Genomic DNA, 16,371 nt, shown 5'->3' on the forward strand with positions numbered 1-16,371 from the left:
CTGATGTCTGGTGGGGTTCAGCTCAAACGAAATTGACGACGAACCCGACGTAATAACCAAAATATCCAAGGCCAAATTACCATTGAGGTAACAACGGGCCACATGTATGTAAGCAAAAAATAAATGTCGGTCAATAAATGTATTAACCAAAAAACGACTAAGTTATAAAGCGCGCACAAAATCCCGATTACAATAGCTTGTTGCCACACAGAATAATTACGCAAACGTTGGTAATTGGCAGCAAGCACAAAAATGCTTAAGCTCATGGCGAAGCTGTGCACACCAATACTGGTGCCCAATAGCAAGTCCAGTACTAACCCGACAATAAATGCGACGCCTACGTTAACTCGTTCCGGCATCGCTAGTGCCCAGTAGCCTAAGACTAAAAAGGCCCAATCTGGTCGATACTGCTCAACAATGCTAGGCATGGGCATAATCTGCAACACCAACGCCACTATAATACTTAGACCGATTGCATTATTTCTTAATTTCATTGGTCTGTACTCTGATCTTGTTGCTCAGGCCCCACAAAGTCGTTTGGCCATAATAAGAGTAAATATTTCAGTCTATCGAGTTGTGCGACCGGCTGGGCATTCACTTGGGCAAAAGGACGACCTTCATCACGCACAATCGAGGTAATTTTAGCCACCGGATACCCCTCAGGAAATACATTACCTAGTCCCGAAGACAATAATAAATCGCCTTCTTGGATATCTGCACTGTGGGGAACGTGTTGAATAATTAAGTCATCCAAACTACCAGAACCTGAGGCAATCATACGGATATTATTACGGGCCACTCGCACAGGGATGGCATGGGTCACATCAGAAATAAGCAAAACCCGACTGTTGGTTGAGCCCACTTGCATAATTTGTCCCACAATACCTTGGTCATCAATTACCGGCTGACCTTCATACACCCCTTGAATCGCACCACGGTCAATGACGATTTGATGGCTATAAGGATTGTTATCTACTGCCATTAACTCCGCCACTTCTTTGCGAATATCACCTCGTACCGGCGTATTCAGCAAACGACGTAAACGGTCGTTCTCTTCTTGAAGCATGGTGTAACGTTGCAGCTTACCGTTGAGTACCACCGCATTGTGCTGTAGCTCAGCATTCTCTTCGACCAACTGCTGATGGGATACCAAGCGACTAGCACTGGCATTAAGCATTTCACTAGGCAAGTTAGCCAAATATTGAATTGGGCTAACGACAGAATTGAGGTATACACGGGTGGTCGCAAAACCATCAAATACATGATCAAACACAATTAAACCAGCCGACAGCGCTAGCGCTACAACCAGTCTTATTTGTAATGATGGTCCACTCAGAAAAATTGAGTTCATATAAAGTGCAAAAGCGGCTAACGCCGCTTTTTTAATATCCTTTGGTTGGGGTTACTCGTAGCTAAATAAATCGCCACCGTGCATATCGATCATCTCGAATGCTTTACCACCACCACGTGCAACACACGTTAAAGGATCATCGGCAATCACAACTGGAATGCCAGTCTCTTCCATTAATAAGCGATCTAAATCTTTCAGCAAAGCACCACCACCGGTAAGCACCATGCCACGCTCAGAAATGTCCGATGCCAATTCAGGTGGCGATTGCTCTAAAGCGACCATAACAGCAGAAACAATCCCGCTAAGTGGCTCTTGTAAGGCCTCTAAAATTTCATTGCTGTTTAAGGTAAAACCACGAGGGACACCTTCAGCTAAATTACGGCCTCGAACTTCAATTTCTCGAACTTCTTCACCTGGGTAAGCAGCACCAATTTCATGCTTAATGCGCTCAGCCGTTGCTTCACCAATAAGTGAACCAAAGTTACGGCGAATATAGCTGATAATGGCTTCGTCGAATTTGTCACCACCAATACGTACCGATGATGAATAAACAATACCGTTTAGTGAAATGATCGCCACTTCTGTGGTACCACCACCAATATCGACCACCATAGAACCTGTTGCCTCTGATACTGGCAAACCTGCACCAATAGCTGCAGCCATTGGCTCATCAATTAGATAAACCTCACGGGCCCCTGCACCAAGTGCTGATTCGCGGATAGCGCGACGCTCAACTTGAGTAGAGCCACAAGGAACGCAAACTAGTACTCGTGGACTTGGACGTAAAAAATTATTGTCGTGCACTTGCTTAATAAAATGCTGAAGCATTTTTTCGGTCACGTAAAAGTCGGCTATTACACCGTCTTTCATGGGTCTTATGGCTTTAATGTTGCCAGGAGTACGACCCAACATCCGTTTTGCTTCACCACCGACAGCTGCAACACTCTTAGGACCACCCGCACGTTCTTGTCGAATAGCAACAACCGAAGGTTCATTTAATACAATTCCCTGATCTTTAATATAGATAAGAGTATTTGCTGTACCGAGGTCAATAGATAAGTCGTTGGAAAACATTCCCCGAAGCTTTTTGAACATTGAAAAATCGCAACCTGTTTGATATGAGAGATAATCCGCTAACTTTACCAATGCCCCTCGTATTGGGCAAGTAAACACCTCGTTTGACGCAATAAAAAATGCAGAAACCTTAGATTAATAGAGGTTTAGCTCTTAATATTTTATTAATGCGCCAAAAAAAGACAAAAGCTGACTTTTTGCTGATGAAAAATATGATCTTGTTGAGACCGTTCATTTTGTTAAAAGTGCCTTAACCAACAAAATTATTTTATTGCGTTAATTAAATACCTCGCGCCAATGAATGATCCTGTCATTGCCGCGAAATATGCCAAACGTAATCAAGGATGAAGGCTCATCTAGTTCAACTGATTCGCTTGAACATTGACTTGAGTTAGCGCAGATATAACCATCAGAATTCCAATCAAAATTCATATATTCCGCCCAAGCAGGCGTATTTTCACTTGGATCTAAAGATACCTTAACTACACCAGCAGCGCCTGGACCATTGTTTGAAGCATTCCCTAACAAGGCGAAATTAAAACTCCCTATTGACACACCATTGACCAAATCACCTGAGCTAGACACCGAATCTATATCAGCGGTAATATCTATACTGCCCTCAGGCGTAAGTATTATTTGCCCTGCGCTTTCGGTTAAATCAATTGCTGTGCAGCTATCCTCTGGGTTGAATTGCCAACGCCCATTAAGATAATGCTCTGCCTTAACCGGCACCACTAAAAAGTCAGTCTCTGGACCAAAATTAGGCTCAAGGGCCAGACGACCGTGGCGTACAATCACATCAGGTCCAGAAATATCATTTAACCTAAACTCTTCGCATCCCGATACGGGATAATCACTTTGATAACACACATTATTGTCAGCACTTAAAAATGTGTCTAACAAGCGAATATCGATTGTGGCAGCAAAGGGTTCAAGCAGAGCGTAAGCGGCGAAACTTGCATCGACTTTCTGGTATTTAAAACGCGCGTCAGGCAACTCAATTAAGGTTATGCCATCAAAGTTGACTGGCTCGGTGATAACGGCCGTTGTCTCATAAGTCACACGTGTCACTGCTGGAGTGGTTGATCCGTAAATAGACGCGTCTTCAATCAATACACCATTTAGCAGATCTGGGTCATAACGCCAATAACCATTGGCGTAGTTTTTGGTCACACTGCCCAACGCACTCATTGCTAACAGTTCTACCTGAGTTGCAGGTGAGAATTCAATATCTTGGCCCATGTAGCTAAAATTATCACACTGGTTAGTCAATTCTGGAGGCGTAAGCACGTTTACATCAAAATAAGCAGGCCTAAATTCCCCCAAGGTTAGTGTCCCGCCGCTGCTAATAATACTGGTTGGGTTATTGTTATCGGTTAAATAATCAGCGTCACGTACGTCCACTCGTATGACGCCAACTTCACTGTAATTTGCCTGATAACTATATTGCCCATCTGCAAATATTAAAGTAGCGGTACTACTAAATTGCTTAGTCAGATTGCTCTGTATGCTGAGTATTATTTCGCCCGATTCACCATAGGTCAGTGAGCCGTCGGCACCTGCTGTCTCAAAGGGCAACATTCGCTCTATCGCTATTTGTAGTTCACCAGGCTGGTAGTTAAGTAAAGGAGTATCACCTATTGCCCCGTATGCGGTAATATTAAAGGTAAACTCTTCGCCAGCAGGATACGAATCCCTATCAATAGTAGAAGGATAAATACTAAAATCGCCGTCGGTATAAAGCAAAGATTCCGGCGCTACCAATAATACCAAGCTGGACGGCACCACATCGACACTGGCTTCACCAGAAGTTACTGTCACGCCGCTTATCTGGGCTTCAGCGCGTAACATCACTCGACCAGCATCAGCGTAATTAAGCGAACTTAAAGACGCAATACCATCCGCATCAAATGTCAGGCTAATATTACCAGTAGACTCCCCCTCTGGATTAACGCTGGTATCCACTGGCCCAAAGGACGTTAAACACACATTAGGCGAAGTACATGTCACGCCTAAGGTGATATCTTGCTCTCCCTGTAACAAGGCCTTACACACACCCTCATCATTTTGTACGGCACGCAAATTAGCAGCGCTGAAATTAACTTGAGACAGCTGATCTGGTAAAAATTTATCCGTTGTTTGTGAACCAATAAACTCAAAGCCTGCATCGACAAACGTCATATCACAGCTTTGCTCACCTGAGCCGGTATTTATGCAGCGCAAAGGTACATCGGGGTAAGATGCATTTCTTGTAAAAGTGAACGAGCTAGGCTCCAATACGCGAAGTTGAGTTGCGCTCAACGAGCCGTTAAATACCAGTGGATTGCCTGATTCCCATCCTTGGGGAGTCAACGTTAGGCTACTTACATCGGTGTACAGCTGACTGCAACCATCATCTGCACAGGCTTTTATGGTGATACTTTCAGCATCACAGGTTAGCCCTTGTCCATCATGTTCAAGCTGGAAGTGGCTAATGGCTTGGCAAGTACTCAACAGGTTCATATCAGTGCTAACTTGACTACTATTTTGTACATAAGCATATAAGCGAATGTTGTCAAATTGGCCATTGGCAGAATTGCCCGACATGTTAGTCACTATGTAGCTACTGCGATTATCACCTATATACAACGTTTGAAATTGCGCGATGTTACTGTTCAAATTAAGACTGTTTGAGCGACCAGCCTCATTACCATTAACAAAAATGACCGCGGTTTTAGCAGCATAATCATAGCTCACCGCGATATGCACCCACTCATTGGCCGCAAAATCGAGCTCCCCAGCAACGACTTCAGCGTCAGTGTCATTGCTATCTTCAAGTCCAAAATACAAAGTGGAGGCGCTTAAGCTCAAGTAGAAATACTTAGAGTTGGTGCTGCCTACATCTGTAGATGCATCAAATAGCTGTCGCCCAATTGTACTCGACCAGTCTTCATTACTACGGTACCAAAATGAGATGGTACCTGCGGTGCCAATATCATCTGGAGAAAAGCCAGTATCGATGGCGTCAAAGGTAGCAGCTGACGAATTAAGTGGAATATCGACAAAGCGACAGGAAATTTGCTCAACGGATAATATCGACGAAATATCACCTACCGGTGAGCCATGGCGTAAATTATCACTACTATCAATGATACTTCGATTGCCATCGTATTCGACTTGTTCCAATTCATATACGGCATAGGGCAGCACGTCGCAGGGTGATAAGTTGCTTAAGTCTGTGTTGATTTGCGCTAGCGTTTGGCCGTAGTCATAAATACGTAGATCATCGAATTCACCACTCGCTGACGACCCAGAGCTGTTAGTGCTTTCATAGAGACTGCGATTATCGCCTATATATAATGTATCGAGGACCGGGATCTGGCCATTGAACCCCAAATTAGTGGTTTGCGCAGCGATAGCGCCGTTAATATAAATCGCAGCACTATCGTTTTGATAATTATAAGTAACGGCTACATGCACCCATTCATTTGCAGCAAAGTCCAATCCTGCCGCGCCAAAAACGGCATCAGCATCGGCGCTGTCCTCTAAGCCAAAATCCAGGGTGCCTGAGCGTAAGCTCATTCGAAAGTACTTAGAATTCGCGTTACCTATCCACGTTGATGCATCGAACAAAATGCGTCCAGTGTTACTCTGCCAAGACTGCGTACTGCGATACCAGAATGAGATTGTACCGCGATAGCCAATATCTGTATCCACTCGCAATTGCGTATCGAGTGCATCGATAATGGATGCTGATGAATTACTCGGTGCAACTAACACCTGACACGAGGTTTGAGAACTCGGAAACTGTGGAAAGACATCGCCAATCGGCGAGCCGTTAAATCCCGATGATGAAGAATCAATAATGCTGCTAGGCTCTGACCACTCGGTTTGCTCAAACTGATAAAAAGCAATAGCCGAACCATCACACACTTCTGCCTTGGTGGCTGTTACTACCAGATCGTCAACATAAAAACCAGAACGGGAATTTGTTCCCCTCACTTCAAAGCCAATCGCTACATTGCTACCGATAAACGATGAAATATCAAAAGATTCTGCCGTTGCCGAAAATTGACTTGTCGTCACAGTGTATTGTTCAAGGTTCGCCCAAGTTCTCCCGCCATCCCGTGAAATACCCAGACGCACATTTGAGCTACCAGCATTATGCCCAGTACGATAATTAAACGTTAGTTGCGCAGAAACAGCATCGGATAAATCCAGTGTTCGGTACAAAAAGTGAGCCGAATAAGATTGTGGCGTGCTTGAGGCGACAATTCCTAGACGCATACAGCTTGCGCTGGTACATAAAGAATCATTTACCCGCAAAATGCCACTGGATGGCCCATCAGACTCGCCAGCTTCTAACCAGTTTGACGTCCAAGGAGCGGTTCCTGACGTTGAGTTATAGCTAGCAGACGGAAAATTATCAGCCACTGTATACGTTTCACTGCTGCAGCTATCGATTCTAGCCCATGATGAAAAGGACAATAGCAATGCTATTATAGCAAAAAAAAAGTAACCGAATTTACGCATCTAGCACACCTGTTTCATTGAGCAGAACATAAGCGTTGCAGTACGCACAAAGTAATAACATTACTGGATCCCTTCGACCGACACATTGCGACTAACAACGATGTCACCTGCAACACAGCTACCTTGAGCGGTAAATCGATAATATTGATAATCGTCTCCATCATCGCTGACGGTAACGACCGAACAGCGACTTTCATAACCACAATTGAGAAGCCCTGGAGTATTGGCGAACGTAAACACATCAGATGCTAAACAACTACTCGCACCAGAGATGGGAAAAGCCGCAGCGATAGAGCGCTCGACCCCACTTCTAGCCGCGTTTAGTGCTCGCTGACCATAGACTTCGCTAACCACGCTATCTGCTGAAGCAGCTAACATTCTGAGCATAGCTAAACTTAAAATCGCCAACAAAATAATAATGAATAACGCAATCACCAGCATGCTTCCACGCTGCTTTTGCATAGTTCCAGTATCAGGGATAAGGGCAGACTTAAGGCACATTGGGGACATGTATATCACTGCTTAAGTTGATGGTTTCTTCATTTAATTCAAAGGCTAGTAGAATCTGAATTAAACCATTTCTATTCAGCGTAGCCTGTTGCACCGTAAACGGAAACTGTGCAGGGTTAGTAAGATCATTGACGATATTTTCTGCCATCAATACCCCCAAACTCGTTTGGGCAAGATCAATAGAGCGCTCCTGCCTGAAAATACTGCCGCCACTTACGCAGTAACTGACCATGCTGCGCACTATATATAGACGCGACGCTGGAGAAATATCCGCAAATGCACCGTCAACCGTAAGTGATGCCAAATGTTCTGGGCTGTCATTCGTAGTGCAGCTATCGTCAATGCCATTATCACTACACGATAAAATTGTGTGTCTTTTTTGCTGACTCAGCTCATATACATCATCACTGTCTGTGGGATACACCAGCGCCATATCACCCGCCGCCAAACTGAACTGCCCGTTGGGATCTCCTAATTCAACCGTATTTACGGTACGCTGGGCTGACGGTACTAAAGGCAAGCTAGTGTAATAGGTTGCCCACATCGTTGGCACAAATTCAACACATTGGGCGCCTCCAACCTGAGCAAGCCTAGCGCTGTTCGGTACGGCGCTGCGCAACTCACGATTTAAACGCTCTAGTACAAAACGGCTTTGGCTCAATAACTCATCACGCTCACTAACGTCATTAAATATTTGCACCCCTGAACGAATAAAACTCGAGATGCCGATAGATACCACCCCTAACACAATGATAACGGTCACAAGCTCAACTAACGTAAACCCACTTTGGTTTTTCACTGACCTAGACATCAGTAATTATACCGATAAGTAGAAAATACCATATTTTCATTATTGGGCATGATGACCGTGACCATGATCAACTTTGTTGTGCTGACAGCACTATCAGGCGAGCCATCTAGGTCAGCATCGTAAAAGACCGCTACGTTTGCACGAAATCCCTGATATAAATTAACGGCATTTATAACAATTTTTTCTCCCGTGGCGCTTAAGATATTCTCACCGCTTTCATTCAAACCATCAAAATCGTCCACATCATTAAACGCAGCGCGACTTTCATTATCCGGACCAAGTGCTGCAGGTAATGTGCACGCCGTTGCTGCGGCCTCACCACAGCGTATATTGCTGTTTCGACTAGAATTTTCATCAAAAGATTTACCACTGATTTCATTGATCAGGGATTGAGCCAACTCAGTGGCTCTAACTTGGAAAATAGGATCAATACTGCGGGTAGTTTGCGGCACAATAAAACTAACAAAAAACGTTACCGCAATCGCAAACACCAGCATACCAATGACGAGCTCAATCAGAGTAAAGCCGAGTTGCCCAGCGCGGTGTTTGCCTACCTTATTCGCATTCATGTATGTACCCTTGGCTTTCAATACAAATCGCTGGGGCTTGCTGCCCCTGAAAGGTCACGCGGCATTGAACCTGACAACTACCCACATTGGTTAAAGGCCGTCCAAAATTATCAAATCGAATGAAGTCGAATGTATCCACATTAAGATCGTTGGTGGTCATGGCCACGTTATCGCTGGCTATTTCACCGCTACTGGTTCGAAGAAATTCGGCAGTAGTAAAATCGATAGTACCTGAGCAGCTAGCTGTATGCTCTGCTGTTGTATCGTTAAGATAGCTAAGGGTAGGAGGACCAAAAGCGGGGTCGTTAGTGTTGAAATTAATTTGAAAGCAGTATCCTACTCGGGTGTCTTGCATCGCGCGCTGCTGCATGGCGCGAAGGGCTGACAGCAAACGTGACTGGTAGCCATACTCGGCGTAACCTGAACTATCAAAGCGGCTGGCAGCGGATACCGCCAGTATGCCAATAATAAGAATAACAACTATCAATTCAACAAGGGTAAAACCACGTTGCAAAGCAGTAACATGAAATTTGTTTACGCCCAGCAACGTTTTCATTTTATTTGCTCCCAAAACAGCTAAAGCTGAAACAAAACATCGAGCAAACTTGTATTTACTCGAACAAAGGCAGCATAGCTAATTAACAGCCGGTAGTAATACTACCTAGTACTGGCTCTGAACCTTCTTCAGTCGCACTTTCATCGTGTGTATAATATGCATAGCAGCTACCCGCATTAGTGGTGCCATTAGGGTAAATGATTAGTGCTGTTGTAGGAGACGGCGCAGTCACCCCTGCAGCGGTCAAATCAGCCGAGATATCTTGACTATCATCCACACAAAATTCTGTGATACATGATCCAGATGTTCGAGAAGTGATATTAGCATCGAGCATTTCATCCCATGTAAGCAACCATTCATGACGAGGATAGCCGTAATCAGTTCGTACTGAATCACCATTTTTCAAAGTGATCGTCGCCGCAGCTGATGAATTAGTACCATTAAGTAACGATTTTGCATAAATAATATCACTGGCTGATTGCATGGCACCTTCCATTCCCCGTACCACTGACGCGCGAGCATCACCTTGAAGGTCGAGGAACTTCGGCGCAGCAGTCACTGCCAAAATACCCAAAATAACAATAACAATGATCAATTCGATTAGTGTAAAGCCGCTTTGCTGTTTGCTGTGTCCCATAATGTTTCTCCGATTCCTGAATAGTTTTTTCAAGCTATATTTATTTTATATCACTTGCCTCAGCCTCAGCCATTAGCAAATGGTAGTGTGTCAAATTATTGACTAATTATTACTAAAAACAATTACTTGGCCAATTCTTGAGTCGTATATAAAGCCATTACCTGCGGTGTTGTCAACAGGTTCCGACGTATCATTTTTTATAGTTTGGGTTAAATAATAATAACAAAGGTCATTTCCCCCTGACCCAGTGCCTTCACTTTGGCGAGTAAAATAACGATAATCTTCAAAAGGGCGCTGGCTCCAATCTGATGAAATAGTTGGTGCACTTTGCATAATCAAATTAAAAATACTTTCACAATCCAACAAACTAATTTGGGTGTCTTCGGTGCTGCTATCGGTGTCCAACTGACCAGTTGGGTATCCTGTGTCTTGATCCACTCCGATACGGATATCGTCAATGGTCACAAAGCTCAAGTTGGTCGAGAAATTTTCGGTCGGTCGACCTTCTATTTCCCACTGAGCCCGTATTAAGCCAACACCTGTTGCAAACCCCCCTGCTACGCCATCAACGGTGGCATCTTCGGCCTCTTTAGTCACATCAAGCAAGCGTGGCAAGGCCGTAGCGGCTAATAAACCTAAGATAACGACCACTATTACCAATTCAATCAAGGTAAAACCTTGTTGGCCTTGGGGGCGCCCCACTGAATATGGCTGACATTGTGCTCTCGCTAATTTCATCATCTTTATCTACCCATTCGATTAACTTATAATTTTGGAAACCTGTCCCGTATAAACTTTATATTCAAAATAAGGCCCGGTTGATAATCTATATCGACATATAGAGGCCAGAGCATTATTACTTAATTGCACCCCATCAAAAAATTCGGCGTACATTTTAAACCCTTCAACCTCTAGGTCGAGATCCAATATCTCCTGCCACAAAACGGCACACCCTTTGCTGGTAGGCTCTAAGCGCGGCCAGCCTAAGTGAGTCATGGCAAGGGGGTGACGACCTATTTCGTCGCCTTGAGCGCCATATTCAATAAGCAAAATACTGCTAGGGCGGCCTTCATTCTGCCATTGCCAATGCGCATTTAAAGTCGTTTTGCCAAATTGTTCGACTAAGTTTTGCAATGCTATTTTGCGAATATTCGGACTACTTTCATTGAAATAAAAAATGAAGCCTAATATAAGCGACGTGAACACCACCACGACCACCAAATTATTAAAGATGCTTCGTTCACGTTCTTCACTGGCTTCATTTTTGCGCATAATTTAGCCCTGTATTGCCCCCATCATGTTCCACATAGGGGTGAATATACCCAGTGCTAATACGAGCACCATAGCTGCTACAATCATAATTAAAATCGGTTCAATTTTTGAGGTTAAACTTTTTAAATCGTAATCGACTTCCCGCTCATAAAACTCAGCCGCCTCACCGAGTAACTCATCTACTCGGCCCGTTTCTTCGCCCACGCTAATCATTTGTAGCACTAAAGGCGTAAACATTTTACTTGAACTTGCCACCCTTGAAAGACTCTCGCCTTTTTCAATGTTATTGCGCATCTGCACGATTTTATCCGCCATAAAGGCATTGTTAACCGCCTCTGACACTAAATTTAGGGCGGAGATTAATGGCACACCTGAGCGTAACATCATGGCAAAACTGCGCGCAAAACGGCTGAGTAATGTGCGCTCAAAAATGCTTCCCACTATGGGCAATCGTATTTTCGTTCTATCCCATTTATATCGACCTGAGGGAGTGCCGATATAATGCGAAATTAAAAATACGCCAAAAATAATGCCGACTAATAGGTACGGCCATTTGGTAATAAAGAAGTCAGACGTAGCTAATAAAACACGGGTCATTATGGGCAACTCGGCACCAAAACTATTGAACATATTGGCAAAAACGGGGATCACGAATATGTTCATAATAACCAAAGCAGCGACCACCGCGAGTATGACAAAAGTAGGATAACGGGTAGCGGCTTTGATCTGCTTACGCGTTTCTTGTTCTCGCTCTAAATAATCTGATAATTGCTGAAAGGCCTCATCTAATCGCCCGGTATTTTCCCCTACGTGCACGATGCTAACAAACAACTGGCCAAAGACTTTATTATGGCGGTGCATCGCAGAAGACAATGTACGACCCCGTTCAAGTTGATCACACACATCATTTAAAATCACAGTCATACGTTCACTGCTAGCGGTATCGGCTAATCCCTTAACCGAACGAATAATTGGAATACCCGATTTTGTTAATGAGAACATTTGTCGAGAAAAGATAATCAAATCTTCCAGCTTAATCTTGGGCGTAAAAAGCGACATATTGAGAGACGTATTAGCACTCGCTTTGGCCTCTTTGATCTCAATTGGAGTGAATTTACGTCCCAATAAAATATGCGCCACACTTGACGCATCGGTCGCTTCAAGGTTCCCCGAGGTTAGCTCTCCACTTGCGTTTCTGGCTGTATAGGTAAAATTAGCCATTGCCACCATCCGGGGTATCGTTGCGAGGCTCTAGCTCAAAGGAAAACTCGCTGCTTGAAGGCACTGTTTTGTCTTGTTTTGTATTTACCGTGGGCGGCTTTTGAGCCATCACAGACTCATCTTCTCTTGGCTCCTGAGGCTCGTCAGTCATATTATCTGTTGATAGATCAGCTCGCTCATCGGCAACCATTTCAATTAATTTCAGCACTTCTTCTACCGTCGTAATGCCCATTTTTGCATAGGTCAAAGCGACTTTGGCTAACGGAACAAAACCAGGGCTAAGCAGAGCAGCGTTGCCAAACGTAATCGAATCATTCATTTTCAACGCGTTCATCATGTTTTCGGTCATTTCTAATAATTCGAAAACCCCTACGCGGCCACGGTAACCTGTGTTGTTACAAGTCTGACAACCTCGCCCGTGTCGAAAGGTGACATTGGTTATTTGCGGATCAATACTGAGTAACCACAGGGTTTCTTCCGGTTTAGGTTGGTAGGTCTGCGTGCAACTTTCACACACTTTACGTACTAAGCGCTGAGCAATAACCGCCCTTAATGAGCTGGCAACCAAATATCCAGGTGCGCCCATATCCAGCAAACGTACAGCACTGCTGATGGCATCATTAGTGTGCAAGGTCGATAACACTAAGTGACCCGTTAGTGCTCCTCGCAGACCTATTTCAGCCGTTTCATGGTCGCGCATTTCCCCCACCATGATGATATCGGGATCCTGACGTAAGGTAGTACGCAGCACATTTGAAAAGTGCAAACCGATTTTATTATTTACCTGCACTTGATTGATACGGGGCAGGCGATATTCCACCGGATCTTCAACGGTAATGATTTTAGTCGACGGTTGATTTAGCTCGCTAAGTGCGCCGTATAAGGTCGTTGTTTTACCTGACCCTGTAGGACCCGTTACTAGGATCATACCGTGAGGGCGCTTAAGAAGAACTCGAAATCGCTTGAGTAATGGGCCGGGCATACCCGTTTGATCAAGCGACAACAAACCTGCCGACTGATCGAGTAATCGCATTACGACAGACTCGCCATTTTGCACAGGCATGGTTGATACCCGCACATCAATAGAATGGCCTTTGATACGCATATTCGTACGTCCGTCTTGGGGCAGACGCTTTTCGGAAATATCCAACCCAGACATAAGTTTTAAGCGTAATACTAACGCCGAGGCAATATTTTTTTCTTTGATGATGTTTTCTTGTAGCACCCCATCAACCCGCAGGCGAATGCGCACCATGTCATCATCTGGTTCGATATGAATATCTGACGCTTTAGTTTGCAGAGCATCTTCGAATATTGATTGTAATAAACGGGCGACCGCTGTGTCTTGTTCGTTATCAACCCCAGTATTAAAATCGAACTCGGCATCTTCTTGATATTCTTCCGCCAATTCTTGGGCAAAAGACGCGATATCTTCGGTTCGGCGATAAAAACGGTCATAAGCTTGGAATAACTGAGCATCACTGACCACTGCCACTTCCACTGGCTTAGGCAAAACACCAGATAAAATATCGATCGCGGCCAAATCAGCTGGATCGCTCATACCCACTAATAAATGATCGCCTTTATCCTCAAGCACCAAAGCGCGATAGCGCCGAGCCTGCACTTCAGGTAACAATAACACGGCTTCAACTGACACCCGATATTGGGTGATATCAATAAGGGGTACATTCAAATGCTGAGATAAGAAGGTGAGCAGTTGGTTTTCGGTCATAAACCCGAGCTCTATAAGCATATATCCAAGTTTACGGCCACTTTGTTTTTGCGCCGACAAGGTCTGCATAAGTTGCTCTTCGCTTATGATATCCTTTTGAACCAGCAGATCTCCTAAGCGAATTTTAGTTTTTGGCTTCATTTTATCCCTACTAAATCATTTAACCTTTGACGCACAAAGGTAATCACTTCAGGTGATAATTGCTGTTCATTGTCAGCTTGGCGATAACTTTTTAATGCTGAGAGGTTATCCCCACTACTATCTTGGGCGATGCCTAATCCTAACCACCACTTAGCCTTTTGAGGCTCTGCATTGGCTAATTGTTGGTAATCTTGCTGAGCCTGAGCATAATCAGCTGAACGCTGTGCTAATGCGCCACGATAGGCGTAAAAATCACTGTGCATGGCCAACGATGGCGAAACTTCTAACAATAGTAGCAATGCTTTTTTAGGTTCACCTTGCTGAGCAAATAATCTGGCTAACATTAAACGTAAATCATGCTGTTGAGGCTGGGCCACGATTCCGTCGCTAAGCAGCGCTTGCGCTTCACGCATACGGTTTTCAGCAAATAACAGAGAGGCTAATTTTTTGCGAATTCGCACATTTTCTGGCTCGCTGCTAAGCAGCTTTTGTAAGCCGTTGATAGCGATTAAGGTGTTTCCCTCTCTGAGTGCCTGATTAATACTTTGTTTTAATCCAGCTTGAGCATTCTGGCTACGATTGGCTTTTTTACTAAATGACGCTGTTGGCGGCATCACCTTATCAGAGTTAACCTGAGCAACTGGGGGCTGAACGACTGACGCTAGTGGTTCTTTGTTGTTTACTATTACTGGCGCTGCTTCCAATTGCGAATTCATATCTGCAGCTTGATGCCCCTGTGCCTCTGAAACATCGGATTGCCCAACGTCTGGTGGTTCAACCCACGTCATTGCACCTGCGACTGGTTTATCAGGCTGGATCGGGTCAGGCACTGTCATATCTATTAATGCAGGATTGATCATCTGGTTTAGCTTGTCTTGATTAGACAAGGCGTCATTGTCTGTCACGGTAGGCCAAATGTAACTAATCGCAGCAAAGAGTAGCGTAATCACCATTAGTGACAGCAACCACACCAATCTCTTAGTATTCTGCTTTGGCGGCTGATAATCGGCACTAGCCGATTCTTGGGGGGCTTGCCTCGCTTCAAGATCACGCAGCATTTTATTGACCACACTCATAACGCGAACCTCTGATAAGCCCAATAGGCAGCGGCCAGCACAACCACGGTGGTGGTAAGACCAAGCAGCAGTTTTACTACGCTAAATCGACTGGTATAAGCCGCTTCGGTATCGTTAATGGCTAATTTAATGTGCTTAATTTCCACTTGTTGTTTCCCTTCGCCATACGCCAGCATTAAGGCCTTATGGCACAAAACATTGACTATTCGAGGGGTGCCTTTACTGGCTTTAAATAATAATTTACACGCACGACTAGAAAAAATATCATCACCGCGATAACCAGCAACGGACATACGATGACGCACATACTGAAACACCTGATCAGCGTTCATTAATTTTAGCGCATAGGAAAATGTCACTCGCTGTTTTAATTGGCGTAACTCAGGTAATGCAAGCTTATCGTCTAGCTCAGGTTGGCCAAACAACACCACCTGCAAAAGTTTGCGCGATTCAGTCTCTAAGTTAGTGATCAAGCGCAGTGCTTCAATACTCTCAATAGGCAAAGCTTGAGCCTCATCTATGATTAGCACCACACCTCGATTCTGTTGATTAACTTCAATAAGACGCTGTTGAAGACGCTGGGTAAATTCCTGTTGATCCGCATTGCTACTTAACGTCACGTTGAGCTCTGCAGCTACTGAGCGTCGCAACTCACTGGGCGTCAAATATGGATTCGGAATATAGGCCGCAACAAATGGTTCAGGTAGCTCGTTAAGCAATTTGCGACAAATCAGCGTTTTGCCCGTCCCCACTTCCCCAGTCACTTTAATAAAACCTTCACCGGTCTTTATTGCAGTGAGTAACACATCGATGGCTTCTTTATGGCTAGGTAGACCAAAAAAGTAGCTAGTGTTAGGGGTAAGGGTAAAAGGCAATTCCTTTATACCGTAGTGGTATAAATACATCGCG

At 44.4% G+C, this 16,371-nt stretch carries 15 protein-coding genes; all 15 read right to left on the minus strand.

What is annotated here, in order from left to right; all coding sequences use genetic code 11:
* Window positions 1-17 precede the first annotated feature (17 nt).
* Window positions 18-494, minus strand: coding sequence for a rod shape-determining protein MreD (mreD, locus tag GQR89_RS20550; RefSeq protein ID WP_158771951.1), 477 nt, complete (start codon window positions 492-494; stop codon window positions 18-20).
* The gene (gene mreC, locus GQR89_RS20555; RefSeq protein WP_158771952.1) at window positions 491-1,351 is read right to left on the minus strand and encodes a rod shape-determining protein MreC; all 861 of its coding nucleotides are present in this window, start codon (window positions 1,349-1,351) and stop codon (window positions 491-493) included. Before mreC ends, mreD begins: the two co-directional genes overlap by 4 nt.
* A 51-nt stretch (window positions 1,352-1,402) precedes the next feature.
* On the minus strand, window positions 1,403-2,446 hold the full coding sequence (locus tag GQR89_RS20560) for a rod shape-determining protein (RefSeq protein WP_158771953.1): 1,044 nt from the start codon (window positions 2,444-2,446) through the stop codon (window positions 1,403-1,405).
* Between the two features lie 255 nt (window positions 2,447-2,701).
* A complete protein-coding gene (locus tag GQR89_RS20565; RefSeq protein WP_158771954.1) occupies window positions 2,702-6,937 on the minus strand; it encodes a DUF6701 domain-containing protein in 4,236 nt (1,411 codons plus the stop codon).
* A gap of 60 nt (window positions 6,938-6,997) precedes the next feature.
* Window positions 6,998-7,447: a type II secretory pathway protein gene (locus GQR89_RS20570; protein ID WP_233269032.1), complete on the minus strand. Its 450-nt coding sequence runs from the start codon at window positions 7,445-7,447 to the stop codon at window positions 6,998-7,000.
* Entirely contained in the window at window positions 7,428-8,258 is an 831-nt protein-coding gene (locus GQR89_RS20575; protein WP_158771955.1) for a type II secretion system protein J, read from the minus strand. The genes GQR89_RS20570 and GQR89_RS20575 overlap by 20 nt, the downstream gene beginning before the upstream one ends.
* On the minus strand, window positions 8,258-8,827 hold the full coding sequence (locus GQR89_RS20580; protein ID WP_158771956.1) for a prepilin-type N-terminal cleavage/methylation domain-containing protein: 570 nt from the start codon (window positions 8,825-8,827) through the stop codon (window positions 8,258-8,260). Before GQR89_RS20580 ends, GQR89_RS20575 begins: the two co-directional genes overlap by 1 nt.
* Entirely contained in the window at window positions 8,814-9,383 is a 570-nt protein-coding gene (locus GQR89_RS20585) for a prepilin-type N-terminal cleavage/methylation domain-containing protein (protein ID WP_158771957.1), read from the minus strand. The genes GQR89_RS20580 and GQR89_RS20585 overlap by 14 nt, the downstream gene beginning before the upstream one ends.
* 82 nt (window positions 9,384-9,465) lie before the next feature.
* A complete protein-coding gene (locus GQR89_RS20590; protein WP_158771958.1) occupies window positions 9,466-10,020 on the minus strand; it encodes a prepilin-type N-terminal cleavage/methylation domain-containing protein in 555 nt (184 codons plus the stop codon).
* A gap of 102 nt (window positions 10,021-10,122) precedes the next feature.
* Window positions 10,123-10,761: a type II secretion system protein gene (locus GQR89_RS20595; protein ID WP_158771959.1), complete on the minus strand. Its 639-nt coding sequence runs from the start codon at window positions 10,759-10,761 to the stop codon at window positions 10,123-10,125.
* Window positions 10,762-10,779: 18 nt separating this feature from the next.
* Window positions 10,780-11,292 carry a hypothetical protein gene (locus tag GQR89_RS20600; RefSeq protein ID WP_158771960.1) on the minus strand — a complete coding sequence of 171 codons (513 nt, stop codon included), beginning with the start codon at window positions 11,290-11,292 and terminating at the stop codon, window positions 10,780-10,782.
* Window positions 11,293-11,295: 3 nt separating this feature from the next.
* Window positions 11,296-12,513 (minus strand): type II secretion system F family protein, encoded by a 1,218-nt coding sequence (locus GQR89_RS20605; RefSeq protein WP_158771961.1) that lies wholly within the window; start codon window positions 12,511-12,513, stop codon window positions 11,296-11,298.
* A complete protein-coding gene (locus tag GQR89_RS20610; RefSeq protein ID WP_158771962.1) occupies window positions 12,506-14,386 on the minus strand; it encodes a GspE/PulE family protein in 1,881 nt (626 codons plus the stop codon). Before GQR89_RS20610 ends, GQR89_RS20605 begins: the two co-directional genes overlap by 8 nt.
* Window positions 14,383-15,462 carry a lipopolysaccharide assembly protein LapB gene (locus tag GQR89_RS20615; protein ID WP_158771963.1) on the minus strand — a complete coding sequence of 360 codons (1,080 nt, stop codon included), beginning with the start codon at window positions 15,460-15,462 and terminating at the stop codon, window positions 14,383-14,385. The genes GQR89_RS20610 and GQR89_RS20615 overlap by 4 nt, the downstream gene beginning before the upstream one ends.
* Window positions 15,459-16,367, minus strand: coding sequence for an ExeA family protein (locus GQR89_RS20620; RefSeq protein WP_158771964.1), 909 nt, complete (start codon window positions 16,365-16,367; stop codon window positions 15,459-15,461). Before GQR89_RS20620 ends, GQR89_RS20615 begins: the two co-directional genes overlap by 4 nt.
* Between the last annotated feature and the right edge of the window lie 4 nt (window positions 16,368-16,371).

The sequence above is a fragment of the Paraglaciecola sp. L1A13 genome (genome assembly GCF_009796745.1).
GTDB lineage: Bacteria > Pseudomonadota > Gammaproteobacteria > Enterobacterales > Alteromonadaceae > Paraglaciecola.